Genomic DNA, 25,806 nt, shown 5'->3' on the forward strand with positions numbered 1-25,806 from the left:
GGGTTCAGCCACCGTCCCGTACCCTCACACCTTTATCTCTAAGGCGTTGTTTCAGATCGACGAGGGTCTCAGGCAGAAGGAAGGCTCTCTTGGGCATGATGATGCCGGGAAGCGGTCGGGCATCAATGATCAGCATACGCTTCGTTTCCGACAATCTGCGCAGATCTGACCATTGGTATCGGACAGATGCGCTACGCGACGAGACCTCAATCCCATCATCCGACCAGAAAAGTTCCTGCTGCTCCTGCAACAGCGGCGAAGACAGATATTGGCCTTTCAGGGCCTTCCGCATGCGAGAGCGGAACAGGAAAAAGAATGGCAGTCCAAACGCAAAGATACAGACCAGGGCCAACCGGCCCTCAGGTCCCCCTGGGCCGCACCGAAGGAACGAATGGCTATATTCGCAGATGTCCTCAACGGGGGCTTGCAGGCGAGTGACATATCCCATCACCGCGCCGAAAACCGCCCCGGTGACGAGTGAAATGGCGAGCAGCCGCAATCCTAAAAACTTCTGGGTACATTCCAAATATTCATCCAGCTCGAGCCTGTATGACACCCGCATGTTTACACTCCTGGTTCAGCAGCCCCGCAACTTATCAAAAATTGAACAGGAACAAAAAATTTCCCGTAAACAAAACGGCCCGCCTTTTTCAAGACGGGCCGTTTTAAATCTGGTGGGTGGTGAGGGGATTGAACCCCCGACATTCTCGGTGTAAGCGAGACGCTCTACCGCTGAGCTAACCACCCGCAGGTCGATGCGGCGGCACAATAACCACCCCACCTTAAAATGCAAGCCCGGAAGGGCTAAAAAAGCAAAGGGCCGATCCACTGGATCGGCCCCCGCCTCGCCCTTCTAGGGCAAGAATGCGTTAGCCGTTGACGGCGTCGCGCAGGCCCTTACCGGCCTTGAACTTCGGCTGCTTGGAAGCAGCAATCTTGATGGTCTCACCGGTACGCGGATTGCGACCTTCGCTCGCAGCGCGCTGCGAAACGGCGAAAGTACCAAAACCGACCAGGCGGACTTCGTCGCCACCCTTCAGAGCTTCGGTGACGGCGTCGAAAACGGCATCAATGGCCTTGCCCGAATCGAGCTTCGACAGGCCGGTCAGCTCAGCGACCTTAGCAACGAGATCGTTCTTGTTCACGTCTGGGCCCCCTTTGGAGTTGTGTTGTTCATGAAGGCATATGACAAGTTAACGCGCCTTCATGATGTTCTGTGCGCGGACTTTAGACCGCAGTTGACGACACAGTCAATGCCTGGAAAGCGCCAATCCCCAGCAAAATAGCCAAAAATAATGCCGCCAAGAGGGTTCTTGACGGCATTATTCCAACAATTTGACTTGTCAAGACCAGAGGTTAATGAGTTACGACTCCGGATTGACCATCTGCCTCGGGCTTCTGCGCAGTCGGAGCTTCCGCTTCCTCGGCAGAATCCAAGGGGTTCAGCGGCCCGGCAAGAGCATGACCGAGCAGTTGTTCAGCGGTCGTGACCGGGATGATTTCCAAACCTTTCTTAACATTGTCCGGAATCTCGGCGAGATCTTTCTCGTTCTCGGCCGGGATCATCACAGTCTTCAAACCGCCGCGCAAAGCAGCCAGAAGCTTCTCCTTCAACCCGCCGATCGGTAGCACCCTACCCCGCAGCGTGATTTCGCCGGTCATGGCGACATCCTTGCGGATGGGAATGCCGGTCAGCACCGACACGATGGCCGTGGTCATGGCGACACCAGCCGACGGACCGTCCTTGGGCGTTGCCCCTTCCGGGACGTGCACATGGATGTCGCGCTTATCGAGAAGCGACGGCTTGATCCCGAAAGCAGCAGCCCGCGACTTCACGAAGCTCTCGGCCGCCTGGACCGATTCCTTCATGACATCGCCAAGCTTGCCGGTTGCGGTGACCTTGCCCTTGCCCGGCAGGCTGACGGCTTCGATGGTCAGCAGTTCGCCGCCCACTTCCGTCCAGGCCAGACCTGTCACAACACCGACCATATCTTCGCCTTCCGCCTCGCCGTAACGATAACGCTTCACACCGGCGAACTTCTCGATGTTCCGGCGCGTGACGTTCACGGCCTTCACCTTGCCGAGCATGATCTCCTTCACCGCCTTGCGGGCGAGGTTGGAGATTTCACGCTCAAGGTTACGGACACCGGCCTCGCGGGTGTAATGGCGGATCAGATCGCGCAGCGCGTCATCCGACACCGACCATTCGCCCTTCTTCAGGCCATGGTCCTTCACCGCCTTCTGGATCAGATGGCGCTTCGAGATTTCGACCTTTTCATCCTCGGTGTACCCAGGGATGCGGATGACTTCCATACGGTCCAGCAGCGGCTGCGGCATACGCAGGCTGTTGGCGGTCGTCACGAACATCACGTCCGACAGGTCATAATCGACCTCGAGGTAATGGTCGTTGAAGGTCGAGTTCTGTTCCGGGTCGAGCACTTCGAGCAGCGCCGACGACGGATCGCCGCGCCAGTCGGCGCCCAGCTTGTCGATTTCGTCGAGCAGGAAGAAGGGGTTCGAGGTCTTTGCCTTCTTCATGCCCTGGATGACCTTGCCGGGCATCGAGCCGATGTAGGTGCGGCGATGGCCGCGCACTTCGGCTTCGTCCCGCACGCCGCCCAGCGAAACGCGGACGAAATTGCGGCCTGTGGCCTTGGCGATCGACTTGCCGAGCGAGGTCTTACCGACACCGGGCGGGCCGACGAGGCAGAGGATCGGCCCCTTGAGCTTGGTCATGCGCAGCTGCACGGCCAAATACTCGAGGATACGTTCCTTGACCTTGTCGAGGCCGTAATGGTCGGTGTTCAGCACCTTCTCGGCCAGCTTCAGGTCGCGCTTCACCTTGGAACGGGTCTTCCAGGGGATAGACAGGATCCAGTCGAGATAATTGCGGACCACGGTCGCCTCGGCCGACATCGGCGACATGGAGCGGAGCTTCTTCAACTCCTGCATCGCCTTGTCGTGGGCTTCCTTCGACAGCTTGGTCTTGTTGATGCGTTCTTCGATTTCAGCCGACTCGTCGCGGCCGTCCTCGCCCTCGCCCAGTTCCTTTTGAATGGCCTTCAGCTGCTCATTCAGATAGTACTCGCGCTGGGTCTTCTCCATCTGGCGCTTCACGCGGTTGCGGATGCGCTTTTCGACCTGCAGAACGCCGATCTCGCCTTCCATATAGCCATAGATGCGCTCCAGGCGCTCCGGCACGGAAACCAGATCGAGCAGTTCCTGCTTTTCCTGAATCTTCAGACCCAGGTTGGCGGCGATGGTATCCGCCAGACGCGAGGGGTCGTCGATCTGCTGGACCGACACCAGAACCTCGGGCGGGATCTTCTTATTGAGCTTCAGATACTGCTCGAACTGCGAGACAACCGCGCGGGCAAGCGCTTCGATTTCTTCGGTTTCGACATCCTTGTCGTCGAGAGCGACGGCATGGGCCTGGAAGAAATTCGGGTTCTCGGCATATTTTTCGACGCGGGCACGGCTCGACCCTTCGACCAATACCTTCACGGTATTGTCGGGCAGCTTCAGCAGCTGAAGCACCGTCGCAACGGTACCAACCTGATAAAGGTCGTCCGGATTGGGATCGTCCTGGCCTGCATTCTTCTGGGTGACAAGCAGGATCTGCTTGTCGTCCTTCATGACGTCTTCCAGTGCCTTCACCGACTTCTCGCGCCCTACGAAGAGCGGCACGATCATGTGCGGGAAGACCACGATGTCACGCAGGGGCAGAACAGGGTACAGGGCGCCGCTGGTGGTTTCGTACATGGATGGATCTTTCGCCTGTTTGGCCGCCTCACAATGAGCACGGACCTACATTTTGAGAAGTTAGACGGATCGGGGATCTTCACAAGGCCTTGAAAATCGGCCGATCCGTCTTATCACAGCCGCAAAATCTTAAGCGGAGCTGCTTGCATCGCTCTTACGTTCAGAATGGACGTAGAGCGGCTTTGCCTTGCCTTCGACCACTTCACGGTTGACGACGATGCTTTCGACGCCCTCCAGGCCGGGCAGATCGTACATCGGCTCGAGCAGGATCGATTCCATGATCGAGCGCAGACCACGGGCGCCGGTTTTGCGTTCCAGCGCCTTATGGGCCACACCGCGCAGCGCATCGTCGGTGAAGTCGAGACGCACGTCTTCCATCTCGAACAGACGCTGATACTGCTTGGCGATGGCGTTCTTCGGACGCGACAGGATTTCGATCAGCGCATCCTCGTCCAGATCGTCGAGGGTAGCGACGACCGGCAGACGGCCGATAAATTCCGGGATCAGACCGAACTTCAGCAGATCTTCAGGCTCAACTTCGCGCAGGATAGCGCCGGTGCGACGCTCGTCGTCCGAGCGCACGTCGGCACCAAAGCCCATGGCCGTGCCCTTGGAGCGCTGGCCGATGATCTTTTCGAGGCCTGCGAAAGCGCCGCCGCAGATGAAGAGGATGTTCGTGGTATCGACCTGCAGGAATTCCTGCTGCGGATGCTTGCGGCCACCCTGCGGCGGCACGGAGGCAACGGTGCCTTCCATGATCTTCAGCAAGGCCTGCTGCACGCCTTCGCCCGACACGTCGCGGGTGATCGACGGGTTGTCGGACTTGCGGGAGATCTTATCCACTTCGTCGATATAGACGATGCCGCGCTGCGCCCGCTCGACATTATAGTCGGCAGCCTGCAGCAGCTTCAGGATGATGTTTTCGACGTCTTCACCCACATAACCGGCTTCGGTCAGGGTCGTGGCGTCCGCCATGGTGAAGGGCACATCAAGGATGCGGGCCAGTGTCTGGGCCAGCAGCGTCTTGCCCGAGCCGGTCGGGCCGACCAGCAGAATATTCGACTTCGCCAGTTCGACGTCGTTGTTCTTCGTCGCGTGGGCAAGGCGCTTGTAGTGGTTATGCACCGCAACCGAGAGCACGCGCTTGGCGTGATCCTGGCCGATGACATAATCGTCGAGGACAGTGCGGATCTCACGCGGGGTCGGGACGCCTTCCCGGCTCTTGACCAGGGTCGTCTTATGCTCCTCGCGGATGATATCCATGCAAAGCTCGACGCATTCGTCGCAGATGAAGACCGTCGGTCCGGCGATCAGCTTGCGCACCTCATGCTGGCTCTTCCCGCAGAAAGAGCAATAGAGGGTGTTTTTACTGTCGCTGCCGCCGCTGCCGCCGCCGCTAGTTGCCCTGGTCATGCCTTACTCGCTTTCCACTGCCCTGACTGGCCCATAGAGCCAACGGACGACACCCCGCCAACAGGGCGGTGCGCATGTCTTATATTGTCAATAATAGAGAGCGGGACGGCACAATCAACATGTGCCGTCGCTCCCCTGGCAAGATGCCGAGGGTCAGATGCGCACCAATGATCCCGAAGCGGGCTCAGGCGGCCTTCTCCTCGCCGCCCGGACGGGCAGCGACAACCGTGTCGATCAGGCCGAAATCCTTGGCCGCCGTCGGAGTCATGAAGGTGTCGCGTTCCATCACCGCTTCGATCTTATCGAGCGGCTGGCCGGTGTGCTTCACATAGATGTCATTCAGACGCTGGCGCAGGAACAGGATCTCGCGGGCCTGGATATCGATATCCGTGGCCGCGCCCTGGGCACCGCCCGACGGCTGATGGACCATGATACGGGAATTAGGCAGCGAGAAACGCTTGCCCGGCTGCCCGGCCGCCAGCAGCAACGAGCCCATGCTGGCCGCCTGGCCGATGCAGAGGGTCGACACTTCGGGGCGGATATATTGCATCGTGTCGTAGATCGACATGCCCGCAGTGATGTAGCCACCGGGCGAATTGATGTAGAGCGCGATTTCCTTGGTGGGGTTTTCCGCCTCAAGGAAGAGGAGCTGCGCGCAGACGAGACTGGCAACCGCATCATTGATGGGGCCGACCAGGAAGATGATCCGCTCCTTCAGGAGACGCGAATAGATATCGAAAGCTCGCTCGCCGCGGGCCGTCTGTTCGACGACCATGGGAACGAGGGTATTCATGGTGAAGTCGGCGTGATCGCGCATGCCTTGTGTCCGCTCCTCGGATCTCAGCAAAAAGTCTGTAGACATAGATAGCGACCCAATTGCGACTCGCAAAGGCTTTAGATGCAAAAAGGGTGGGCAATACCCCACCCTTTGTGTTTTTGCGCCCTCGGTGAACCATCCAAAACGAAAAAGGGCGGCCCCGTGGGACCGCCCTCTCGCATTCCTGAAACCCAAGCCTTAAGCGGCTTCGGCTTCGAAAAGCTCTTCAGCCGAGACCTGCTTGTCGGTGATCTTGGCAACGCCGAGGATGTAATCCACGACCTTGTCTTCGAAGATCGGCGCGCGCAGCGAAGCCATGGCGTCCGGGTTCTTCGAGTAGAACTCGATAACCTGACGTTCCTGGCCCGGATAACGACGGGCGACGTCGAACACGGCCATGCGGACTTCCTGCTCGGTCACTTCGACGGTCTGAGCGCGGCCAACTTCGGCGAGCAGCAGACCCAGGCGAACGCGACGATCAGCAATGCGCTGGTATTCGGCCTTCACTTCGTCTTCCGACTTGCCTGCCAGGGCGGGATCTTCCTCGCCAGCCTGCTTGGAGGCTTCGTACTGAGCCCAGATCGACTTGAACTCGGCTTCCGCCAGGGTCGGCGGAACGTCGAAGCTGTGGGCTTCGTCGAGCTTGTCGAGGAGGACGCGCTTCACCTTCTGGCGAGCGGCAACGGCGAATTCACGCTCGACCTGACCCTTAAGGGCTTCGCGCAGCGCTTCTTCGGTTTCCATGCCAAAGGCCTTCAGGAAGGTCTCGTCGACTTCCACCGGGGCCTTTTCGCGCAGTTCGGTCAGGGTCACGGTGAAGACCGCAGCCTTGCCGGCCAGATTGGCGGCGCCGTAGTTTTCCGGGAAGGTGACGTCGACGTCCTTTTCAGCGCCCGGCTTCATGCCGATCACGCCTTCTTCGAAACCGGGGATGAAGGTGCCCGAACCCAGTTCCAGGTGGAAGCCTTCGCCAGCGCCGCCTTCGAAGGCAACGCCATCAACCTTGCCGAGGAAGTTGATCACGGCGGTGTCGCCCTTCTTGGCGGCACGGGCCTTAGCAACCGGCTTGGTCTGCTTGTAGCCTTCCTTCAGACGATCGAGGGCCTTCTCGACTTCCGCATCGCCAACGGTGGCGGTCGGACGCTCGAGTTCCAGCTTGCTCATATCGACCGGGGTGATTTCCGGCAGAAGCTCGACGGTCATTTCGAACTCGAGGCCTTCCTCGGCACCGAAGTTCTTCACTTCGACCTTCGGCTGCAGGGCCGGGCGCAGGGCCTTTTCGGCCAGCAGCTTGGTCGAAGCATCGTTGACGGCGGCTTCAAGCACTTCGCCCATGATCGACGGCAGGAAGCGCTGACGCACCAGGCTCAAGGGAACCTTACCGGGACGGAAGCCGGGCAGCTTCACGGTCTTCTGCACGTCCGCCAACTTGGCTTCGACGTGGCCAGCCACGTCGGCGGCCGGAACGGCAACCTTGAATTGACGCTTCAGGCCTTCGGCCAGGGTCTCTGTAACCTGCATGCTGGATCCATCACTCAAAATCACGGGTTCCCTACCCGATCACCGGACAGGGAATTCAAGGGGACCGGAGGTAACGCTATTCGTCGCTGGCGTCAAGGGTAGAGGCGGTGAGAAGCGATGAAAGCTTGCGGCCCGCCTAACCGACGCGCTTCATGACGTCGAGCCTGCGATAGAGCACAAAGCCCCAACCGATTGCCGCGCATAGAAAAAATGATGCCGAGAAGATTGCCAGCAATGGCTCGCCTATTGCCAGAAGCCCGCCTGCCCCGACAATCGCCAGCAGCAAGGAAGCGAACAGCCCCGTGATCAACCCACGCGTTGCTGGCCCCGCCAAAAGATGCTGATCAAACGAAGCGGCGTGACCCTCAATCCCGACCGGATCCTTGTGGGCAGTCCGTCGCCCTAGTTTCCGCAGACTGGCCGCGAAAGAAGAAAAGCCCATATCCATCTCCGGTCCGCCGTCATCGAAGGCGACGACGGCAGTGACCGACGGTAAAACCACAACTAGGTTAATGCAATCTTAAATTGCACTCAATTTGCCGGGTAACAAGCGACGTCACCCCGGCGAACCGAAATCTTCCATTCCGAAGCCGTGAGCCGCAGCTCGGCCGGATAAGAGAGAACACTTGGGACATCGGGCGAATCGGGAGCGTTCTTGGCATAGGCATCGCCGCAATCGGGCTTGCGATCCTCCGGCAATCCTGTCACCGCCTGAGCCTTGATCCAGCAGGTCTTCTCCATCTGCAGTGAACAATCGAGCGAAAGCACCCGGTCATAGCGCAGAACGAGATCCGTTCCCTCCAATTCCACGGCTTCAAAAGACTTGCGGGAATCTTCGATCAGCTTGTTCCCGCCGGTTGCCCCTTGCGCCGGAAAGACAGCAAACGGCACACCGCCATTGAACCCGTCATCGGCATCGAAAAAGACGAAGCTGCCCTTCACCCCCAGGAAATATCCGCGCCAGTCCTGCATATGCACTTCACCGGGCAAGCTCAACTCGCAGGGCGGCTTTTGTGCGGCCACGGGAACAATGGCGAGGCTTTCGGCCCCCTTCTCCCCGATATCCACCTGCTTCACCAGGAAGCCCGGATAATAGACGCAGGTGACCGACGCGGGCAAATTTTGTGTCTGGGCAGAGGCCGGAAGTTTGACGATCAGCGTTTCCTGCGGCGCATCGAACAGGGCCTGCTCGTTCTTCCGCTGAGCCAGCGACGGTTCTGCCGTCATAAGCAGGACGGCAGGAAGCAGACCAAGGACGAAACGCATGAAAAGCTGACTCCGGGAAAGAAAGCGCGGGGGCCAATATACCCCTGACAGAGGCGCGGTTCCGCAGGGAAAAAGCTGGGACAAGCTCAGGCAGGACTAAAACTATCGAACGGGCGATAATGCGAGGGCGGCAAGCCACAGCCCGATGTCGCATAGATCCCAATCCCCTGCCCCCAGGCTTCGAGCAGACGGCGCGGCTGATTGGTCATCGCGGCGGGATGCAGGATGGCGCCGATATCGGCCAGCCAGTCCTGCCCCATCTGACGCCGCTCCACCACCACGCCATCCCAGAAATCCGCGCCCTCCAAGTCGGTGCCGAAGAGAACCAGCGGCTCCGGTAGCTGCCGTGCAATCGCCCGCACACGGTGGGCGCCCTGGCGGGCAATCGTTGGGCCTAGAAACGCAACCCGCCCGCTTGTCCGTGCAGGACTGGCGGAGGGTGCCTGCCAATCGAGCAACCGGACCTGGGAGCCGAATAATCCAGCAACACCATGATGCGGCGTTACAATCTGCCGGGCTGCCGCCAGTGCAGCCGTCTCCTGAGCGGCAAGATCATCGTCTGCCCGAAAATCGCCGATGGTCGCGCTCGCCTCCTGAGCGTCCGCCAGGCCGTCGAGCAGCCGGTGCAGTTCGGCCAACGGATAGCGGACCATCAGCACGTCATAGCTGCGACCCCCTAAAAGGCCGGAGCGCGCAAACCAGGGCAGGAACTTCTGATCGATCACCAGATGATCGGCGCGATAATCGAGATGCGGCGCCAGCGCCGCCGCCATTCGATTATCCTCGGCCAGATAAGCCGCCTGCCGCTCGCGCCCCTTTTTGCCTCGCACCCGATGCAACGTCAGATGCCGACGCAGGGTGGCAAGGCTGCCGACATGAGAGACAGGCTGGCCCCAGCCATAACGCCGAACTCCGGCGCGCCCCAGAAATCCTGGCGCCAGAATCTGATCGCCCACCTGCTTCTCCACCGCCAGATAGGCGCGATATTCCGGCCAGACCTCGTCCAGGATCCAGGCGGTTCTGCCGGTCGCTTGCGGGCTTTTCCCCTGCCGCAGATAACTCATGGAGCAATCGGCCTGCGCGCAGGAGGCGCAGCTTTGCGGGGAATGGTCACCACTCATGCCGCCGCCTCCAGGCGCACGATCAGGTCGTCGGCACTCAGCGATACCCGCAGCACGACATCGCCCTTTGCCCGGAAGCGGAAATCGACATAGCTCCAGAAGACGGTCGCATCCTCGCCCGGCCCAAAAGCCGCATCCGGAATTTGTTGGCTATGACCGTGCCGCTCGACGATCTCCTGCCCGGCCTGTCGTGCGACCTGGAACAGGCTGTTGCTGAGCTGGCAAATGCCGCCCGCTACCGTGGGAACGAGGCAGCCCTGGCGCAGTTCTCGCCCTTCGACGAAACCACGCGAGCGGACCGGGCGCCCCACCTGCCGCCAGAAGCTGAAAACCTCTCCTGTCGGAATGCGCAAGCCGTCCAGATGCCGCGCCGCCACCCGCAGGTTTTCGACCTTACCCAGTTGCAGCTCGATCTCCGCCGGATCGGCCGAGCCATAGAGCGGCGACCGCACTTCGGCCAACACCACTCCCGCCGCTGAACGCGCCGAGCGCCGATGACGCGGCACCGGCGCGAGCAGATTTTTCAGGGTCCGCTTGCCGACGAAGCAACGGGATCGAAACCAAAAGGAAAATCTTTGAGAGCGTGTAAAAGCCGCCTGCATCGCTCCATTTACGCGCAAGTTCCGGGGAAAAGCAAAGCCCCAGCATGCAGGCAAAGCCGGTCAGATCGTGGCGAGCTGTTTCTGTTCAGAGCCTTCATCTGGTAGAACTCTCGCGGCGAGATACTGCCCAAGATTGAAAAGATGGGATCAGATGGACTGGGAGCCAATTTCGGAAGAAGCGATCTGGGGCGAGATGAATGCCGCTGAGGCCAAGATGTCCCCCCGTCAGAAAAACCTGTGGGAAAACATACGAATCGTTCCAGAGAAGTGGCAGCAGCATCTCGGGGGGAACGAAGGCCAAGGCTTCTGGGTCGTCGCCATCTGGGGCCGAACAGTCCTCTGGTACAATGACATTGAGGAAGGTTTCAACCTCTCCTCCTACCAGCGCTACGGCACCATCGAGGAATATTATTGCGCCCAGGATGAACTCCAGTGGTCGCTCTATAAAATTCTGAACGCCGTGGATACAGGCAGCAATTTTGGACCATCGTTGGGACCACCGACGGCGTTAGACTTCCGATCAACTTAGAAAAAATGGTGCGGATGAAGGGACTCGAACCCCCACGCCTTGCGGCGACGGTACCTAAAACCGTTGCGTCTACCAATTCCGCCACATCCGCACGATGTGTCCTTGATGGCGCAAGGGGGTAGCGCGGCCTTGGGTCAGTCGTCAAGCAAAACGGCGGGCATCAAACAAAACGACTAAAGCCGGATCACATCGCGACGGGATAGGAGTGCCGGAATTCCGCCAGGGCCAGAATGCGGTTTTCGGCGATGCGCCCTGCCGGACCTGCCCCATAGGGCGACACCGTCAGGCGGAAATGCACGTGGGCGATGCCGCGCGCATCCTCATCGATGAACAGAACCTCGGCCACACGACCGACCTGATCGTCGCGCTTCTGGCAGAAACGCAGACCGGGTGCTAGAGGGCTTTGACGAAGACGACCAAACATCGACTGCCTCCCTACAATTCACGGCAACTCATTACGCCGTGAGACGCTTTAATAACATCCTTGATAGCACTGATTTCAAACACTTCCCAGACACAAAATTAACCTTCGTGACGAAACTGTGCTAAATAACAGATCTCAAAAATTCGATTAAATCTTCAGCTATCGCACCCCGCCCTGCCTGACGCCCGGCGGCCGCATGCAGACCGACTGCAGCACGGGCTGCCTCAAATGCAGGCATTCCCTGGGCCAGAAGCGCTGCGAGGATCCCCGCCAGCACATCGCCCGAGCCTGCTGTAGCCAGCGTGGGCGGGGCCGTTCCCTCTACTGCGGCCTGCCCGCTGGGATGGGCAATGATTGTGTCCGCCCCCTTGAGAACCACGGTCGCGCCCAGCCAGGCCGCGGCTGCCCGCGCCTGGGCCAGACGCCCAGCGAGAGCTACTACTCCCGTCCCTTTGAACAGGCGCGCGAACTCCCCAACATGCGGAGTCAAAATCACTGGCCCTGCAATAGCTTCTACAAGAATCTTCACGTCACCAGAGAAGCAACTCAAAGCATCAGCATCCAGCACCACGGGGCGCCCGGTCGCCAGCGCTGCCAGCGTTGCAGCCCGCGTGCCCCCATCGACACCATTGCCGGGGCCGATCAGAAATGCCGTCCGCCGTCGGTCGGCGATCGCCTCGGCCCAAGTTGTGGTTTCGACCATGGTGCCGGGCCAGTCGCCGGCGTAGATCGCCGCGACATTTTCTGGAACGCACAGACTGACCAGCCCCGCCCCAGCCCGGCGAGCGGCCCGCGCGGATAATCTTGCGGCCCCCGTCATAGTCCCGCCACCCCGGATCACAAGATGACCGCGCGTGAACTTATGGCTGGCGAGCCCAGGACGCGGCAGGAGCGCCCGCCAGTCGCTTTCGTCATTCAGACGGATTGTCGGCCGGATCGTTGCCAGGACCGCATCGTCGATGCCGATATCCGCGACGATCAACCTGCCGCACAGGGCGCGGCCGGGCATGATCCAATGGCCCGGCTTGGCCCGATAGAAAGTGACGGTTAGATCGGCCTGGGGCGCCCAGCCCAGCGGCTCGCCAGTTGCGCCATCTAAACCGCTCGGTACATCGACCGCCACCAGGGGCAGGCGCTGGCTTTCCACTCGCGCCAGCAGCCGACGTACCGGCGGGTCGAGCGGCCGGGTAAGACCTGCACCGAACAGGGCATCGAGGACAATGCCATCCCCCAGCGCCATATCCTCGGCCACCGGCTCTACCGGCCCTTGCCAGAGGGCAGCGTGATGGGCGGCATCGCTACCCGGCTTGGGCGCTGCCAGGGCGGCCAGACGCACCGGCCAGCCCGCAAGCCTCAAGAGACGGCCCGCCACATAGCCATCGCCGCCGTTATTCCCCGGCCCGCAGAGAATCAGCACGTCCTGCCGGGGATAGCGCTGGCGGATTGCCTCGGCCACCGCCGCCCCTGCCCGCTCCATCAGCACCACCCCCGGTGTCCCGGCCGCAATCGTCAGCCGGTCGGCTTCCGCCATCTCGGACGGCGTCAGCAGGGGCGAATTCATGGTGCGAGCAGCGTCGCCAGCTGGGACGCCTGAGTCCGGATATCGGGAACGGCAGTGATCTCCCACAGAGCAGGCTTTGTCAGCGGCCCCAGGGCGTAAAGCCCCTCGACCGCCTTGCCGTCCGCCGCCATCAGCGCGCCCGCCTCGTCGGTCAAGAGACCAAAGGCATCTGGCTGAACCAGCCCCTGGGTCAGCAGCTTGTCCAAGAACGGATCTTCCGCCCGGCGCGGATCGCTGCAGGGGCCGGTGCAATTCACGATGGCATCCACCTCGACCCGGCGTTGCCCGCCGCCGCGCTGATCGATTTCGACCTTCAGGGTTGGCCCGGAGGCATCGACACTCGCCACCCGCCCGGCCATCAGATGCAGCCAGCCATTGGCCCGCTCGCCGCGCAGCCGCTCCACCACCGGGGGGGCGAGGCGATGGCGATGGACTTCCCAATAGGTTTTGGCGTGGCGCAGGAAGCGTGCGCGCTCCGCCCCGCTCCAGGATCGCCAGAGCGCCTGGGTGACCGGCCGCAGGGCATCGACCCAGGGACCCCAGTCGCCGCCCTCACGGGCTTTGGCACGCAGCCAGCGCAGGATACCCAGGGGGCTGGCGGGCAGATCGGCAAATTGTACTGGGGGCGCTGCGGCGCGGATCGGCAGATGGGGTTGCGGCAACAGCCCATGACGGGAGACGGCGAGCATCGGGGCTGTATGGCCCGAACCCGCCAGGGTCAGAGCCACATCGATCATGGTCAGGCCGGTACCAACCAGCAGCACCCGCGCGCCCTGCGGCAGATCCGCCTGACGCATCCGGTCCCAGGGATCGGCGATCAGCCGGGGATCACTCTCGATAGCTGCCAGGACACCCGGCCAGCGAGGCCGGAAGTTCCCCAGTGCCAGCACGACTTTCCCGGCCAGCAGCTCCGAGCCATCGGACAGCTTCAGGCGATAGCCACCGCCTTCGGGAAAAAGATCTTCCGCACGGGCCTGACGGTGATCGATACCGCCAGCCTCAGTCAATCGGGCCGCGACATACTCGCCATAGAGGGCGCGTGGCACGAAGTCGCTCGGCCCCCAGGGCAGATCGCGCGCCGCCATCCAGTCGGCGAAGTCGCCCGGTGCGTCGGCGTAAACCCCCATGCGCCCGGCATAGACATTCAGCAGATGGTCGGGATCGCGGGTGCTATAGGCCAGTCCCAGCCCAAGAGCCCCAGGCTCAACAATGGCCAGCCGACCGCGCCAGCCCCGGCGCTTAAGGTGGAGAGCAAGGGTGCTGCCGGACAGGCCGCCCCCCACGATTGCCAAATCATATTTATCGTTCATCGCTGTAGATCATGCCGGAAGGAAGCACAGACCTGCAACCACGGCATGGACGAACCTTAACGGATCGTCCTATCGTCATGCCGGTGATCTGAAAGGAATAATCAAGCGATGTCAGCCTTTAAGCATCTGATCGGCGGTTCCTGGCAAGCCAGCGCCGATGGCCGTACCCTCCCCGTCTTCGACCCCGCTACGGGCGAGACCTATGCCGAAATCGCTGCCGCCGGTCCTGGCGAAGTGGATGCCGCCGTAGCCGCAGCCCGCGCTGCCCTCGATGGTCCCTGGGGACGGATGGCGCCGGTGGATCGTGGCCGGATGCTGATGAAGCTATCGACCCTGCTGGATGCCCATCGCGAGGAACTGGCCCAGATCGAATCCCGCGACACCGGCAAGCCGATCACCCAGGCGCGCTCGGACGCTGCCTTCGTCGCCCGCTATTTCGAGTTCTATGCGGGCTGCTGTGACAAGATCCATGGCGAGACCCTGCCCGCCCAGCCGGGCTTCCTGGCCCTGACCCTGCGCGAGCCCCATGGCGTCACCGCCCATATCATCCCCTGGAACTATCCGCTGCAGATGATCGGCCGCACCATCGGCGCCGCCCTGGCGATGGGCAATGCCTGCGTGCTGAAACCGGCCGAGGAAGCTTGCCTCTCCGCCTTGCGCTTTGGCGAGCTGGCGCTGGAGGCTGGATTGTCCCCGGGCGTGCTGAATATCATCACCGGCACGGGCGCCGAAGCGGGTGCCGCCCTTTCCGCCCATCCCGATATCGACCATCTCTCCTTCACCGGCTCGCCCCAGACCGGCGCCGCGATCCAGGCGGCCACGGGGAAGAATAATGTCGGCTGCACCATGGAACTGGGCGGTAAGTCGGCGCAGGTCGTTTTCGCCGATGCGGACCTTGACCTAGCCCTGCCGACGCTGGTGGGCGCCATCTTGCAAAATGGCGGGCAGACCTGCTCTGCCGGGAGCCGAGTGCTGATCGAACGCTCGATCTTTGACAAAGTCTCGGCCCTGCTCGCCCAGCGCTTCAAGACGCTGGTGGCCGGTCCAGGCGCGACGGATCGCGACCTCGGCCCGCTGATCTCCCTGCGGCAGAAGGGCCGGGTCGAACGGTTCCTCGATATCGCCAAGGCGGACGGCATCCCGCTGCTTGGACAGGGCGCGATTGCCGAGGATGCCCCCGGCGATGGCTATTATGTCCGCCCCACCCTCTATGGCCCCGTTCCGCCGGATCATACCCTGGCCCAGGACGAGGTGTTCGGCCCGGTGCTCTGCCTGTTCGCCTTCGATAGCGAGGAAGAGGCCATCCGCATCGCCAACGGTACTGAATACGGCCTTGTCGCCGGGCTCTGGACGCGCGATGGCGCGCGCCAGCTGCGGGTCGCCAAGAAGCTCAAATGCGGCCAGGTCTTCGTCAATGGCTATGGCGCAGGCGGCGGCGTCGAACTGCCGTTCGGCGGCGTCAAGAAGTCAGGTTATGGCCGCGAGAAGGGCTTCGAAGCGCTCTATGGCTTCTCGTCCCTCAAAACCATCCTCATCCGCCACGATTGAGCCATAAGAAAAGAATAGGGAGTTCCCCATGCGGTTAGAAAACAAAGTTGCCATCGTCACCGGCGGCGCCTCGGGCTTCGGGGCGGGCATCGTCAAGCGGTTCGCTGCCGAGGGTGCGGCTGTCGTCATCGGCGATCTGAACGGCGGTGCGGCCGAGACGCTGGCGGCTGAAATCCGTGCAGGCGGCGGCAAAGCCCTAGCAGTCGGCGCGGATATCGCGACCAAGGCCGGCAATGTCGCCCTGGTGAATGCGGCTGTAGACACTTTTGGCGGCCTCGACAGCTTTGTCGCCAATGCGGGCATCACCCATCGCAACAAGCCGCTGCTGGAAGTCACCGAAGACGAGATCGACCGCATCCATGCCGTCAATATCAAGGGCGTGATCCTGGGCGCCCAGGCGGCCGTCCCGGCCATGCGCCAGCGTGGCGGCGGCACCTATATCGTCACCGCCTCGACGGCGGCCCTGCGACCCCGCCCCGGCCTGACTGTCTATAATGGTTCAAAGGGCGCGACGGTCACCATCGTCAAATCGATGGCGCTGGAGTTCGCGCCGGACAAGATCCGTGTCCATGCCCTCTGCCCCGTGCTGGGCCAGACGGGTCTGACGGCGGAGTTCCTGGGCACCGACAGCCCGGAACAGAAGGCAAAGTTCCTGGCCACCGTGCCGCTTGGCCGCATGAGCACGCCGGAGGATATCGCCGCCTCCGCCCTGTTCCTCGCCTCCGACGAGGCGGCTTTCCTGACCGGCGTTGCGTTAGAGGTCGATGGCGGGCGTTGTCTTTAAACTAGTCCTGGCCTGCGCGCTGCTGTTCACCAGCGGCGCGCGCGCCCAAGGTCCCGATGTCGATACCGCCCTGGTGCTGGCTATCGACAGTTCCAGCTCCGTCGACGCCAATGAATTCCTGCTGCAGATGCAGGGGCTGGCCGAGGCCTTCCGCGATCCGACGGTGCAGGCGGGCGCCCTGGCAGGACCGAAACGCAAGATCGCCGTCGCCCTCATGGAATGGTCGAACCCCGGCTGGCAGCGGGTGAATATCCCCTGGCGGGTCCTGACCTCCCCTGACGATCTCGAACAGCTTGCCAAGGACATAGAGAATGCCCCCCGTCTTGTGGACGGCGGCGGCACCGCCCTCGGTAATGCCATGGAAGCGGCGGCCCGGCTGTTCCGGGGCAATGCGCCGACGGCCACACGCCGGGTCATCGATGTCTCCGGCGATGGGCGCAGCAATATGGGACGCTCCGTCACCGGCGCCCGCGATGCGATCACCATGCTGAACGTCACCATCAACGGCCTCGCCATCCAGAATGAGGAAGCCGACCTCGGCTCCTATTTCGAGGAAAGCGTCATCGGCGGTTCGGGCGCCTTCATGATCGACGCCAAGGATTACGAGGATTTCCGTCGCGCGATCCGCGCCAAGCTCCTGCGGGAGCTGGAGATCCCGGTGGCATATTTATCTGTCAAATGACCGTTTCCACCCGATCAGCGGGTTAGGTCACCTGATGACCTAGATGGTTTTGCTCAAACACCCAGACATCACAATCCTCGCCCTCGACAAATATCTTATATATTTCGTTTAGATCTGCAGTCGCAGGCACATCGACCGCATAGAGGTCGCATTCTTTTTGATTGATATGGCACCTGACATGCTCGTAGCTGCACCCAAGAGCCTCAAGCCGCTGCCAATACTTAGAAAATCTTACGTCTTCTGGCTCCATCACCAGCACATAAGTGGAATGGCCACCACGGTCGATCACCGCATCAAAAACGAGCTTTCCTCCGCCCGTTTTCTTGACACTGACGACATCTAGATAGCTGACATCATACATAAAAAAGGGGGAATTCTCGATTTGGTATAGGTCCGCGTCACCATGAACTCTTGTGCCCCACAGGCTTTCCGAGCCCGCCCCACTCCAGTGATCTTCTTCTAAATGGAAGAAGATTTTCTCGAATCCCTCCATTGCATCCTTCCGGAACGGCATCGATAAGCTCCTTACCGCAGGTGCGGAGAGTTTTCTCTTAGCACCTGATCCGCCAGTTCCAGCAAACCCGGCACGCGGGGTAAGGCGTCCATATCGGCGCGGGCAACCCAGGCTGCTTCGGATGCATCATCGCCAGCTTGCAAGGTGCCACCCATCACCTGCCCCTCCAGGGGAATCAGGATAAAGTGAAAGCCTTCGGCGTCATTGATCGCTTCGATGGGGATCAGCGGGTCGGCGTCAAACGTCGCGACAAGGCCGGTTTCTTCCAGCAATTCGCGCGCAGCGGCATCGGCCAGCCGCTCGCCCCACTCCAGCTTGCCGCCGGGAAAACCCCAGACGCCGATATTGGGGGCGAATTTTCGTCTGACCAATAAAAAGGCATCGCCCCGGCGAACCACGGCCAGGACACCGATGCGCGGGACTTGCGGAGAAGTCATATAATGAGAACCCCCTGGGGCGACTGACCGGGCTCGAACCGGCGACCCTCGGAATCACAATCCGATGCTCTAACCAACTGAGCTACAGTCGCCATCAGGAGGTGCGCTTGTCTATTCCAACGCCCCCGGCGCGTCAAGCGTTTCTCGCAACAAATCACTGTCGCGGGAGAGAGATCAAAAAATGTGCTGCGAGATCAAAAAATAGGCTGTCATTTGCACGTTTTTTCACCTGCCGTTTTTGAGTCTCACGGCGAGCCTGGAATTGGGACTTGGCATGGTGCGTGCAAATGTGTGGCGCGACCTTTTAAAAGGTCCAGCGCGACCTTTAATGCGGTCAAGGGAACGGAAAACGCATGAAGAAAGTCGAAGCGATCATCAAGCCATTCAAGCTTGATGAGGTTAAGGAAGCCCTTCACGAGATCGGCATCCAGGGAATCACCGTGACTGAAGCCAAGGGCTTTGGTCGCCAGAAGGGCCATACCGAGCTTTATCGGGGCGCAGAATATGTCGTCGACTTTCTGCCCAAGGTGAAGATCGAGATCGTCATGGACGATCATCTGGTCGAACGCGCCGTCGAGGCCATCCAGCAGGCGGCCCAGACTGGCCGCATCGGCGACGGCAAGATTTTCGTGATCCCCATCGAGGATGCGGTCCGCATCCGGACGGGCGAACGCGGCAACGACGCGATCTAATTCAACGCAAGGGCCTTCCGGCACTCTCCCGTCGGGACGCCACAAAAACTAGGGAATGAACTGATGTCGAACGTCAAAAAAGTCTTGGAGATGATTAAGGAAAACGACGTGAAGTACGTCGATTTCCGCTTCACCGATCCGCATGGCCAGTGGCACCACACTGCCCAGCACATCTCGACCATTGACGAAGACTTTCTGACCGAAGGCGTCATGTTCGACGGTTCGTCGATCGCTGGCTGGAAGGCCATCAACGAATCCGACATGCTGCTGAAGCCGGACTTCGATACCGCCGTCATGGATCCCTTCTCGGCCCAGCCGCAGCTGATCCTGATCTGCGACGTGCTCGAGCCCTCGACCGGCCAGGCCTATGGCCGCGATCCGCGCTCGATCGCCAAGCGCGCCCTCTCGTTCATGAAGTCGGCAGGCGTGGGCGATACCGCCTACTTCGGTCCGGAAGCCGAATTCTTCCTGTTCGACGACGTTCGCTTCAAGCAGGAAGGCCATCAGGCCTACTACTATCTCGACAGCGAAGAAGGCCCCTACAACAGCGGCCGCGAATATGAAAACGGCAACATGGGCCATCGCCCCGGCCCCAAGGGCGGCTATTTCCCGGTCGGTCCGGTGGACGGCGCCCAGGACATCCGCGCCGAGATGCTCGATGCCGTCGCTGCCATGGGCGTCGAAGTCGAAAAGCATCACCACGAAGTTGCCCCGTCGCAGCACGAACTGGGCGTGAAGTTCGCGACCCTGATCAAGTCCGCCGACGGCATGCAGATCTATAAGTACTGCGTGAAGAACGTTGCTCACCAGTACGGCAAGACCGTCACCTTCATGCCGAAGCCGATCTTCAAGGACAATGGCTCGGGCATGCATGTGCATCAGTCGATCTGGAAGGACGGCAAGCCGCTGTTCGCCGGTAACGGCTATGCCGATCTGTCGGATCTGGCCCTCTACTACATCGGCGGCATCATTAAGCACGCCAAGGCGCTGAACGCCTTCACCAACCCGACCACCAACAGCTACAAGCGTCTGGTGCCGGGCTATGAAGCCCCCGTGCTGCTCGCCTACTCCTCGCGCAACCGTTCGGCTTCCTGCCGCATCCCCTTCGTTGCCTCGCCCAAGGGCAAGCGCGTCGAAGTGCGCTTCCCGGATCCGCTGGCGAACCCGTACCTCGCCTACTCCTCCATGCTGATGGCCGGTCTCGATGGTATCGCCAACAAGATCCATCCGGGCGATGCCATGGACAAGAACCTCTACGATCTTCCGCCCGAAGAACTGAGCCAGGTTCCGACCGTCTGCGGTTCGCTCCGTGAAGCCCTCAACAGCCTCTCGGCCGACCGTGACTTCCTGAAGCGCGGCGACGTCTTCACCGACGACCAGATCGACAGCTACATCGAGCTGAAGATGGAAGAAGTCATGCGCTTCGAAACGACCCCGCATCCGGTCGAATTCGAAATGTATTACAGCCGCTAAGCCTTAGCGCTGCAATAATGTCGCGGAGGACCCCGTCCGGTTGAACCGGGCGGGGTTTTTCGTTGCACAACAGCTAACTTCGCGACAAGGTTAAGAAATGTCTGGCAGCAAACGTCTCAATCTGGTTGAGTGCGAGGCGTATTAACTCTTGAGTCACCAATTGAGCGACACGGCGGACGAATGACGCGACCTTACGGTGCCGGCAAACAAATGGCACAACCGACCGGACGCTTTCGGGATAAGCGGTACGTGAACCCCGTCTTGTCTGTCGATCTGATGGATCGCATCTATCAGACGTCTGAATGGACCGACACCGGTTTCCTGGCCCACGATGTCGACAAGACCCTGCCGCTCGATATCGAATTCCATGGCGTCTTCACTTTTGACGGCCGCACCGGCTTTGGCATGTTCAAAGGCAAAGTCACCCGCGTGGATGAAGACAGCTTCTTCCGTGGCGTGACCATGACCTGGGTCAATGAAAGCGGCCGCAAGCTGCTGGAGACCATGGTGGCCGTCCGCACCTCGCTGCCGCCCAATCAGGCGCCGGTGATGCGTGTCACCCTGACCTACCCGACCGTCAACTGGTCGCTGTCTGGCATGCTGGTGGGCGAATGCCCCCATGTCTATGAAGACGGCGCCCTGATTCGCGGGATGATCCGTGGCGAGCATTCCAACAGCGCGGGTATGTTCCAGGCGCGTGTTGTGAAGTTCAACACAGATAAGCAGATCCTGGCACTGGCCTTCACGCAGCTTTCGGATCAGCTTTTCGATATGCTCGAAGGCGCGATCAAGAAATTCGTGCAGGGCTGAACAGCCCTCCCGAACGAAGAAAAGGCCGCCCTCTGGGCGGCCTTTTGCTTTTGGGGCCGATCACGGCTTCAGCCAACGGCCTGCGGCAGAGGGCGAGGCTTGCGGTCTTCGTCGATCGCAACATAGGTAAACGTACCTTCGGTAACCTTTTCCTCCTCTGCCCCGCGATTCCGGCGGGCATAGGCCACGATGCAGACCACCATGGAGGTCCGACCTTCGCGCGTGATGGTCGCATGGAAGCTGACGACGTCACCCACATGGACGGGCTTAAGGAAAGTCATGGCTTCAACGGCCACCGTGACAACACGACCAGCGGCGCGTCGAATGGCGACGGTAGCTCCGGCAATATCCATCTGGCTCATCAACCAGCCGCCGAAGATATCGCCGTTGGGATTGGTATCCGCAGGCATCGCCAGCACTCTGATAGCCACCTCCGGCCGATCTGAAGCCACCTGTGAATCCTCCGAGGGTCGAATCAAGATTTCACTCCTTTTCGGGGAATTTTTAATTTCCATATCAATATATTGCCTGCCGCAGACGAAATATTGAAGCGTCGTGCCGGACCAATTAAACGAAAATTCTATCTTTCGTTTTTCTGTAATTTGCCGTTCAATCGCCGCCGATATATGCAGTGGGATCGAAAATTCCGCATGCAGACGAACGGAGGTTTAGGTGAGACTGGCGCAGATCGGCATTTTGTCGAAACTATTAGTATTGGTTGCATTACTTGCCGCAACCTCTGCGATTATTGCGGGATATGGCGCCAATCGCCTGATTTCGACTGCCGAGAAAACTACGTCAGTAGGTGTCTGGGGAAAAGCTGCGGCCCAAGGGGCGCGCGCAGCACGCGATCTTGTGTTCATCTCTCGCGCCGAGTACCAGTTCGCTGCAGACCCGGACGAAGGCCGCGTCCTTGGCCCGGCCATCCGTCTCTATCAGGATTCGCTTCAGGCCCGTTTCGATGATCTTCGCTCGCTCAAAGATCCCGAAAGCCTCGCGCTGCTGGAAAAAGTCGAAAAGGCCTATGCTGTCTACCAAAAGGATATGACGGCGACCTTTGCCCTAATCCCCAAGGTCGGCACCGAACTGACCCGCGATAAGGCTGCCCGCGCCATCGGCGATGCAGTCTATGACAGCGCCTGGTCGTCGGACCAATTGATCGCAGCCTTGCGCGAGTTCAACGATCTGATGGAGCAGCGCGCCGCCGCAGAAACCGAAGCCGCGATTGCCGACACCCATCAGTCAGCGCTGCTGCTGCTGGGCTTTGCCGGTGTCGGCATCGTCGTGAGCCTTATCCTGGCGATCCTCTTTGCCCGCCTGGGGATTGTCGGCCCGATGCGCGCGTCGTTGCGCGACCTGGAGCAGCTGGCCCAGGGCAACCTGGACCTAGAAGTTTCGGGAACCGAAAGAAAAGACGAAATCGGCGAAATCGCGCGCGGTCTGGAGGTGTTTCGCACCGGCCTTGCCGAAGTCCGCCGCCTGGATGACGCAGCCCGCGAAACCGCGACCGAACAGTTGCAGCAGCAGAAAGACCTCGCGGATGCCTGCACGGAGTTTGCGGGGCAGATCGACAAGATCGTCGCTGCCGTCGCCGGGCAAGCCACCCAGATGCGCGGCACCGCTCAGACCTTGAGCGACGCGGCGGATCAGACCGGCCGCCAGACCAGCATCGTCGCCGCTGCGGCTGAACAGGCCTCCGCCAATGTCCAGACGGTCGCGTCGGCGGCCGAGGAACTGTCGGCGTCGATCCGTGAAATCTCAAGCCAGGTGACGACCGCCTCTGAAGTTTCCGAGGGCGCCGTTCAGGACGCCAAGAACACCGCCACCATCATCGACCAGTTGGCAAGCTCTGCCGACAAGATCGGTGACGTCGTGCGCCTCATCACCGATATCGCCAATCAAACCAACCTGCTGGCCCTGAACGCCACCATCGAGGCTGCCCGCGCCGGTGAAGCCGGTAAAGGCTTTGCGGTCGTCGCCTCCGAGGTCAAGAACCTCGCAGGTCAGACCGCCAAGGCAACGGAAGAGATTCAGGAGCAGGTGTCGACCATCCAGGGCGACACCCAGCGCGCCGTCACCGCCATCGGCACCATCGCCAATACCATTGCCCGCCTGTCGGATGTCAGTGCCGGGATCCGCCACGCCATCGAACAGCAGTTCGCGGCGACCTCGGAAATCGCCCGCAATGTCCAGCAGGCTTCCGTCGGCACCCAGGAGGTGTCGAGCCACATCCAGGGCGTCAGCCAGGCGGCAGAGACCACGGGCAATGCAGCAGGGATGGCGCTCTCGATGGCGAGCGACCTGTCGAGCGAAGCTGAAACCCTACGCGCCGAGGTCGACGACTTCATCACGCGCCTGCGGGCTGTATGATCTGCAAGAGCGAGGCGGCTCTATTGAAAGTGCTTTTACCAAGCCATAGCACCCATATATAGCCGCCTCGCATCTTGGCTTTGATCGCGATCTTCGTCATACTCCGGCCCCATGAGCGATCTGTTCCAGAAGGGCGCCGCCGCAGCTGCGGTTGCCAATGATTATTCCGCAAAAGACATCGAGGTTCTCGAAGGGCTGGAGCCCGTTCGTCGCCGGCCGGGCATGTATATCGGCGGCACCGACGAGCGCGCGCTGCATCACCTTGTGTCCGAAGTCCTCGATAACGCGATGGACGAAGCGGTCGCGGGTCACGCGACCCGGATCGAGCTTCATCTCCTGGCCGGTGACTGGGTCGAGATCCGCGACAATGGGCGCGGCATCCCTACGGACCCGCATCCGAAATATCCGGACAAATCCGCGCTCGAAGTCATCTTCACCATGCTGCATTCGGGCGGCAAGTTCGGTGGCGATGCCTATAAGACCTCCGGCGGTCTGCATGGCGTCGGTGTTTCTGTCGTCAATGCCCTGTCCGATCACCTGATTGTTGAGGTCGCGCGCGACCGCCGCGTGGTGGCGCAGGAATATAGCCGGGGCCATGCCCAGGGTCCGCTGGCCGAGGTGGGCCAGTCGCAGAACCGACGTGGCACCACCGTGCGCTTCCACCCCGATGCCCAGATCTTCGGGGACGAGCTGCATTTCAAGGCCGCGACGCTCTATCGTCTCGCCCGCTCCAAGGCCTACCTCCATCGCGGGGTCGAAATCCGCTGGAGCGTGGAGGCAACCGTCCCCCGCCCCGCCGAAATCCCGCAGGAAGAAACCCTGCATTTCCCCGGCGGCATCGCCGACTATCTGGCCTCCAGCCTGGATGGCCGCCCCACCCTCATGCCGCAGGCTTTCACCGGCCTGGCGGAGTTCCAGGGCGCTGTCGGCAAGGTCGAATGGGCGATTGCCTGGCCCGAGGACGAGGAAGGCTTCTGCAACACCTATTGCAACACCATCCCGACGCCCCAGGGCGGGACGCATGAGGCGGGCTTCCGTTCCGCCATCCTGCGGGCGGTGCGCGCCTATGGCGAGATGGTGGGCAACAAGCGTGTCGCCCAGATTACAGGCGACGACCTCATGGGCGGTGCCGCCGCCATGTTGTCGGCCTTCATCCGCGAACCGCAGTTCCAGGGCCAGACCAAGGAAAAGCTGGTTTCAGCCGAAGCGCAGAAACTGGTCGAAAACGCCATCAAGGATCACGCCGACCACTTCCTGACAGCCGACCCGGCACAGACGGCGATCCTGCTGGAAAAGCTGATCGACCGCGCCGAAGAGCGCATGAAGCGCAAGGAAAAGAAGGATACGGCCCGCCAGAGTGCGACCCGTCGCCTGCGCCTTCCGGGCAAGCTGGCCGACTGCTCGCGCAATGACAGCGCGGGGACCGAGGTTTTCCTGGTCGAAGGCGATTCCGCCGGTGGGTCTGCCAAACAGGCCCGCAACCGTGAAACCCAGGCCGTGCTTCCCTTGCGCGGCAAGATCCTGAACGTCGCCTCTGCCTCCACCGACAAGCTCAAGGGCAACCAGGAACTGAAAGATCTGGTGCTGGCGCTGGGCTGCGGTCAGGGCGACCGCTGCGACGCGACCAAGCTGCGCTATGAGCGCGTCATCATCATGACCGATGCGGACGTCGACGGCGCCCATATCGCCTCGCTCCTGATGACCTTCTTCTATCGCGAGATGCGGCCGATCATCGAGGCGGGTAACCTCTATCTTGCCCAGCCGCCACTTTACCGCATCACCCAGGGCGGCAAGTCGATCTATGCCAGCGACGATGCCGAGCGCGAACGCCTGCTGAAGACCGAGTTCAACGGGCGCGGCAAGGTCGAGATCAGCCGCTTCAAAGGCCTTGGCGAAATGCCCCCGGCCCAGTTGCGCGACACCACGATGGATCCCAAGAAGCGCGTGCTGCTACGGGTCCAGATCGTCGATCTGCCGGGCGAAGACGATACGGAAACCCTGGTCGAAAAGCTGATGGGCCGCAAACCAGAACTCCGTTTCGCCTTCATCCAGGAAAACGCCCAGTTCGCGCGCGATATCGATATCTGATCAAAAGACGCAACGCTCACTGTCACCCCGCACCCATGCGGGGTGACGGCTTCTTTTGCACGCAGGCCAGCGGCCTTCTGGC

General features: G+C 61.1%; 25 protein-coding genes and 3 tRNA genes. 9 read left to right on the forward strand and 19 right to left on the reverse strand.

Translation table 11 applies throughout. From position 1 onward, the window contains the following. Positions 1 to 4 precede the first annotated feature (4 nt). The 11 genes from ACFSM5_RS00340 to ACFSM5_RS00390 form a co-directional block, all read right to left on the reverse strand. The gene (locus ACFSM5_RS00340) at positions 5 to 562 is read right to left on the reverse strand and encodes a YcxB family protein (protein ID WP_379873910.1); all 558 of its coding nucleotides are present in this window, start codon (positions 560 to 562) and stop codon (positions 5 to 7) included. 110 nt (positions 563 to 672) lie between these two features. Next, positions 673 to 747: transfer RNA gene (locus tag ACFSM5_RS00345), tRNA-Val, on the reverse strand. A 122-nt stretch (positions 748 to 869) separates the two neighbouring features. Continuing rightward, on the reverse strand, positions 870 to 1,145 hold the full coding sequence (locus tag ACFSM5_RS00350) for an HU family DNA-binding protein (RefSeq protein WP_379873913.1): 276 nt from the start codon (positions 1,143 to 1,145) through the stop codon (positions 870 to 872). A 211-nt stretch (positions 1,146 to 1,356) separates the two neighbouring features. Beyond that, entirely contained in the window at positions 1,357 to 3,762 is a 2,406-nt protein-coding gene (lon, locus tag ACFSM5_RS00355; protein ID WP_379873916.1) for an endopeptidase La, read from the reverse strand. Between the two features lie 129 nt (positions 3,763 to 3,891). Next, a complete protein-coding gene (gene clpX, locus ACFSM5_RS00360) occupies positions 3,892 to 5,175 on the reverse strand; it encodes an ATP-dependent Clp protease ATP-binding subunit ClpX (RefSeq protein ID WP_379873919.1) in 1,284 nt (427 codons plus the stop codon). A gap of 184 nt (positions 5,176 to 5,359) precedes the next feature. Next, a complete protein-coding gene (gene clpP, locus ACFSM5_RS00365) occupies positions 5,360 to 5,992 on the reverse strand; it encodes an ATP-dependent Clp endopeptidase proteolytic subunit ClpP (RefSeq protein WP_379873922.1) in 633 nt (210 codons plus the stop codon). 198 nt (positions 5,993 to 6,190) lie between these two features. Then, entirely contained in the window at positions 6,191 to 7,513 is a 1,323-nt protein-coding gene (gene tig / locus ACFSM5_RS00370; RefSeq protein ID WP_379873924.1) for a trigger factor, read from the reverse strand. 136 nt (positions 7,514 to 7,649) lie between these two features. After that, the gene (locus ACFSM5_RS00375) at positions 7,650 to 7,955 is read right to left on the reverse strand and encodes a hypothetical protein (protein ID WP_379873927.1); all 306 of its coding nucleotides are present in this window, start codon (positions 7,953 to 7,955) and stop codon (positions 7,650 to 7,652) included. A gap of 89 nt (positions 7,956 to 8,044) precedes the next feature. Continuing rightward, the gene (locus ACFSM5_RS00380; RefSeq protein ID WP_379873930.1) at positions 8,045 to 8,779 is read right to left on the reverse strand and encodes a hypothetical protein; all 735 of its coding nucleotides are present in this window, start codon (positions 8,777 to 8,779) and stop codon (positions 8,045 to 8,047) included. 86 nt (positions 8,780 to 8,865) lie between these two features. After that, the gene (locus tag ACFSM5_RS00385) at positions 8,866 to 9,900 is read right to left on the reverse strand and encodes a hypothetical protein (protein WP_379873933.1); all 1,035 of its coding nucleotides are present in this window, start codon (positions 9,898 to 9,900) and stop codon (positions 8,866 to 8,868) included. Next, a complete protein-coding gene (locus ACFSM5_RS00390) occupies positions 9,897 to 10,352 on the reverse strand; it encodes a VanW family protein (protein ID WP_379874491.1) in 456 nt (151 codons plus the stop codon). The genes ACFSM5_RS00385 and ACFSM5_RS00390 overlap by 4 nt, the downstream gene beginning before the upstream one ends. Before the next feature lie 301 nt (positions 10,353 to 10,653). Between ACFSM5_RS00390 and ACFSM5_RS00395 the strand changes: the two genes are divergently transcribed. After that, positions 10,654 to 11,031: a hypothetical protein gene (locus tag ACFSM5_RS00395; protein ID WP_379873935.1), complete on the forward strand. Its 378-nt coding sequence runs from the start codon at positions 10,654 to 10,656 to the stop codon at positions 11,029 to 11,031. A 6-nt stretch (positions 11,032 to 11,037) separates the two neighbouring features. Here ACFSM5_RS00395 and ACFSM5_RS00400 read toward each other — a convergent pair. From ACFSM5_RS00400 to ACFSM5_RS00415, 4 genes are all read right to left on the reverse strand, one after another. Beyond that, a tRNA-Leu gene (locus ACFSM5_RS00400) sits at positions 11,038 to 11,122 on the reverse strand. Between the two features lie 93 nt (positions 11,123 to 11,215). Then, positions 11,216 to 11,455 (reverse strand): hypothetical protein, encoded by a 240-nt coding sequence (locus ACFSM5_RS00405; RefSeq protein WP_379873937.1) that lies wholly within the window; start codon positions 11,453 to 11,455, stop codon positions 11,216 to 11,218. Positions 11,456 to 11,576: 121 nt separating this feature from the next. Beyond that, a complete protein-coding gene (locus ACFSM5_RS00410; RefSeq protein WP_379873939.1) occupies positions 11,577 to 13,016 on the reverse strand; it encodes an NAD(P)H-hydrate dehydratase in 1,440 nt (479 codons plus the stop codon). Then, positions 13,013 to 14,326: an FAD/NAD(P)-binding protein gene (locus tag ACFSM5_RS00415; protein WP_379873941.1), complete on the reverse strand. Its 1,314-nt coding sequence runs from the start codon at positions 14,324 to 14,326 to the stop codon at positions 13,013 to 13,015. The genes ACFSM5_RS00410 and ACFSM5_RS00415 overlap by 4 nt, the downstream gene beginning before the upstream one ends. A gap of 108 nt (positions 14,327 to 14,434) precedes the next feature. Here ACFSM5_RS00415 and ACFSM5_RS00420 point away from each other — a divergent pair, with 108 nt between their 5' ends. Genes ACFSM5_RS00420 through ACFSM5_RS00430 form a run of 3 tightly spaced genes read left to right on the forward strand, consistent with a single transcriptional unit; the run spans position 14,435 to position 17,340 of the window. After that, on the forward strand, positions 14,435 to 15,874 hold the full coding sequence (locus tag ACFSM5_RS00420) for an aldehyde dehydrogenase family protein (RefSeq protein WP_379873944.1): 1,440 nt from the start codon (positions 14,435 to 14,437) through the stop codon (positions 15,872 to 15,874). Positions 15,875 to 15,902: 28 nt separating this feature from the next. Beyond that, complete coding sequence (locus tag ACFSM5_RS00425) at positions 15,903 to 16,658, forward strand: glucose 1-dehydrogenase (RefSeq protein ID WP_379873947.1); 756 nt, start codon at positions 15,903 to 15,905, stop codon at positions 16,656 to 16,658. Beyond that, a complete protein-coding gene (locus ACFSM5_RS00430) occupies positions 16,639 to 17,340 on the forward strand; it encodes a DUF1194 domain-containing protein (protein WP_379873949.1) in 702 nt (233 codons plus the stop codon). The genes ACFSM5_RS00425 and ACFSM5_RS00430 overlap by 20 nt, the downstream gene beginning before the upstream one ends. Before the next feature lie 22 nt (positions 17,341 to 17,362). Here ACFSM5_RS00430 and ACFSM5_RS00435 read toward each other — a convergent pair whose 3' ends face one another. From ACFSM5_RS00435 to ACFSM5_RS00445, 3 genes are all read right to left on the reverse strand, one after another. After that, complete coding sequence (locus ACFSM5_RS00435) at positions 17,363 to 17,854, reverse strand: DUF4265 domain-containing protein (RefSeq protein ID WP_379873952.1); 492 nt, start codon at positions 17,852 to 17,854, stop codon at positions 17,363 to 17,365. 11 nt (positions 17,855 to 17,865) lie between these two features. Then, positions 17,866 to 18,291, reverse strand: coding sequence for an NUDIX hydrolase (locus ACFSM5_RS00440; RefSeq protein ID WP_379873955.1), 426 nt, complete (start codon positions 18,289 to 18,291; stop codon positions 17,866 to 17,868). A gap of 15 nt (positions 18,292 to 18,306) precedes the next feature. Beyond that, positions 18,307 to 18,383, reverse strand: a tRNA-His gene (locus ACFSM5_RS00445). A gap of 261 nt (positions 18,384 to 18,644) precedes the next feature. On the opposite strand from ACFSM5_RS00445, the gene ACFSM5_RS00450 reads away from it, so the two are divergent. The 3 genes from ACFSM5_RS00450 to ACFSM5_RS00460 all read left to right on the forward strand — a co-directional run bounded on the left by ACFSM5_RS00450 (position 18,645) and on the right by ACFSM5_RS00460 (position 21,266). Beyond that, positions 18,645 to 18,983: a P-II family nitrogen regulator gene (locus ACFSM5_RS00450; RefSeq protein ID WP_379873958.1), complete on the forward strand. Its 339-nt coding sequence runs from the start codon at positions 18,645 to 18,647 to the stop codon at positions 18,981 to 18,983. Between the two features lie 63 nt (positions 18,984 to 19,046). Beyond that, positions 19,047 to 20,456 (forward strand): type I glutamate--ammonia ligase, encoded by a 1,410-nt coding sequence (glnA, locus tag ACFSM5_RS00455; RefSeq protein ID WP_379873960.1) that lies wholly within the window; start codon positions 19,047 to 19,049, stop codon positions 20,454 to 20,456. A gap of 249 nt (positions 20,457 to 20,705) precedes the next feature. Beyond that, the gene (locus ACFSM5_RS00460) at positions 20,706 to 21,266 is read left to right on the forward strand and encodes a hypothetical protein (protein ID WP_379873963.1); all 561 of its coding nucleotides are present in this window, start codon (positions 20,706 to 20,708) and stop codon (positions 21,264 to 21,266) included. Positions 21,267 to 21,334: 68 nt separating this feature from the next. Here the strand turns inward: ACFSM5_RS00460 and ACFSM5_RS00465 are convergent, their stop codons facing one another. After that, on the reverse strand, positions 21,335 to 21,676 hold the full coding sequence (locus tag ACFSM5_RS00465; RefSeq protein ID WP_379874492.1) for an acyl-CoA thioesterase: 342 nt from the start codon (positions 21,674 to 21,676) through the stop codon (positions 21,335 to 21,337). A 262-nt stretch (positions 21,677 to 21,938) separates the two neighbouring features. Between ACFSM5_RS00465 and ACFSM5_RS00470 the strand changes: the two genes are divergently transcribed. Beyond that, positions 21,939 to 23,636 (forward strand): methyl-accepting chemotaxis protein, encoded by a 1,698-nt coding sequence (locus tag ACFSM5_RS00470; protein ID WP_379873965.1) that lies wholly within the window; start codon positions 21,939 to 21,941, stop codon positions 23,634 to 23,636. A 111-nt stretch (positions 23,637 to 23,747) separates the two neighbouring features. Beyond that, positions 23,748 to 25,724 carry a DNA topoisomerase IV subunit B gene (parE, locus tag ACFSM5_RS00475; protein WP_379873968.1) on the forward strand — a complete coding sequence of 659 codons (1,977 nt, stop codon included), beginning with the start codon at positions 23,748 to 23,750 and terminating at the stop codon, positions 25,722 to 25,724. The last annotated feature ends 82 nt before the right edge of the window (positions 25,725 to 25,806 follow it).

The organism is Lacibacterium aquatile (genome assembly GCF_042683105.1).
Classification (GTDB): Bacteria; Pseudomonadota; Alphaproteobacteria; order Elsterales; family Elsteraceae; genus Lacibacterium; species Lacibacterium aquatile.

What these genes read in the sequence shown, in the direction of transcription:
- clpX (WP_379873919.1), bottom strand. Translation starts at nt 5,175, where the DNA reads ATGACCAGGGCAACTAGCGGCGGCGGCAGCGGCGGCAGCGACAGTAAA.
- ACFSM5_RS00340 (WP_379873910.1), bottom strand. Translation starts at nt 562, where the DNA reads ATGCGGGTGTCATACAGGCTCGAGCTGGATGAATATTTGGAATGTACC.
- ACFSM5_RS00435 (WP_379873952.1), bottom strand. Translation starts at nt 17,854, where the DNA reads ATGCCGTTCCGGAAGGATGCAATGGAGGGATTCGAGAAAATCTTCTTC.
- ACFSM5_RS00450 (WP_379873958.1), top strand. Translation starts at nt 18,645, where the DNA reads ATGAAGAAAGTCGAAGCGATCATCAAGCCATTCAAGCTTGATGAGGTT.
- lon (WP_379873916.1), bottom strand. Translation starts at nt 3,762, where the DNA reads ATGTACGAAACCACCAGCGGCGCCCTGTACCCTGTTCTGCCCCTGCGT.
- ACFSM5_RS00410 (WP_379873939.1), bottom strand. Translation starts at nt 13,016, where the DNA reads ATGAATTCGCCCCTGCTGACGCCGTCCGAGATGGCGGAAGCCGACCGG.
- parE (WP_379873968.1), top strand. Translation starts at nt 23,748, where the DNA reads ATGAGCGATCTGTTCCAGAAGGGCGCCGCCGCAGCTGCGGTTGCCAAT.
- ACFSM5_RS00420 (WP_379873944.1), top strand. Translation starts at nt 14,435, where the DNA reads ATGTCAGCCTTTAAGCATCTGATCGGCGGTTCCTGGCAAGCCAGCGCC.
- ACFSM5_RS00430 (WP_379873949.1), top strand. Translation starts at nt 16,639, where the DNA reads ATGGCGGGCGTTGTCTTTAAACTAGTCCTGGCCTGCGCGCTGCTGTTC.
- ACFSM5_RS00380 (WP_379873930.1), bottom strand. Translation starts at nt 8,779, where the DNA reads ATGCGTTTCGTCCTTGGTCTGCTTCCTGCCGTCCTGCTTATGACGGCA.
- ACFSM5_RS00465 (WP_379874492.1), bottom strand. Translation starts at nt 21,676, where the DNA reads ATGCCTGCGGATACCAATCCCAACGGCGATATCTTCGGCGGCTGGTTG.
- ACFSM5_RS00425 (WP_379873947.1), top strand. Translation starts at nt 15,903, where the DNA reads ATGCGGTTAGAAAACAAAGTTGCCATCGTCACCGGCGGCGCCTCGGGC.
- clpP (WP_379873922.1), bottom strand. Translation starts at nt 5,992, where the DNA reads ATGCGCGATCACGCCGACTTCACCATGAATACCCTCGTTCCCATGGTC.
- ACFSM5_RS00385 (WP_379873933.1), bottom strand. Translation starts at nt 9,900, where the DNA reads ATGAGTGGTGACCATTCCCCGCAAAGCTGCGCCTCCTGCGCGCAGGCC.
- ACFSM5_RS00415 (WP_379873941.1), bottom strand. Translation starts at nt 14,326, where the DNA reads ATGAACGATAAATATGATTTGGCAATCGTGGGGGGCGGCCTGTCCGGC.
- tig (WP_379873924.1), bottom strand. Translation starts at nt 7,513, where the DNA reads ATGCAGGTTACAGAGACCCTGGCCGAAGGCCTGAAGCGTCAATTCAAG.
- glnA (WP_379873960.1), top strand. Translation starts at nt 19,047, where the DNA reads ATGTCGAACGTCAAAAAAGTCTTGGAGATGATTAAGGAAAACGACGTG.
- ACFSM5_RS00375 (WP_379873927.1), bottom strand. Translation starts at nt 7,955, where the DNA reads ATGGGCTTTTCTTCTTTCGCGGCCAGTCTGCGGAAACTAGGGCGACGG.
- ACFSM5_RS00440 (WP_379873955.1), bottom strand. Translation starts at nt 18,291, where the DNA reads ATGACTTCTCCGCAAGTCCCGCGCATCGGTGTCCTGGCCGTGGTTCGC.
- ACFSM5_RS00405 (WP_379873937.1), bottom strand. Translation starts at nt 11,455, where the DNA reads ATGTTTGGTCGTCTTCGTCAAAGCCCTCTAGCACCCGGTCTGCGTTTC.
- ACFSM5_RS00395 (WP_379873935.1), top strand. Translation starts at nt 10,654, where the DNA reads ATGGACTGGGAGCCAATTTCGGAAGAAGCGATCTGGGGCGAGATGAAT.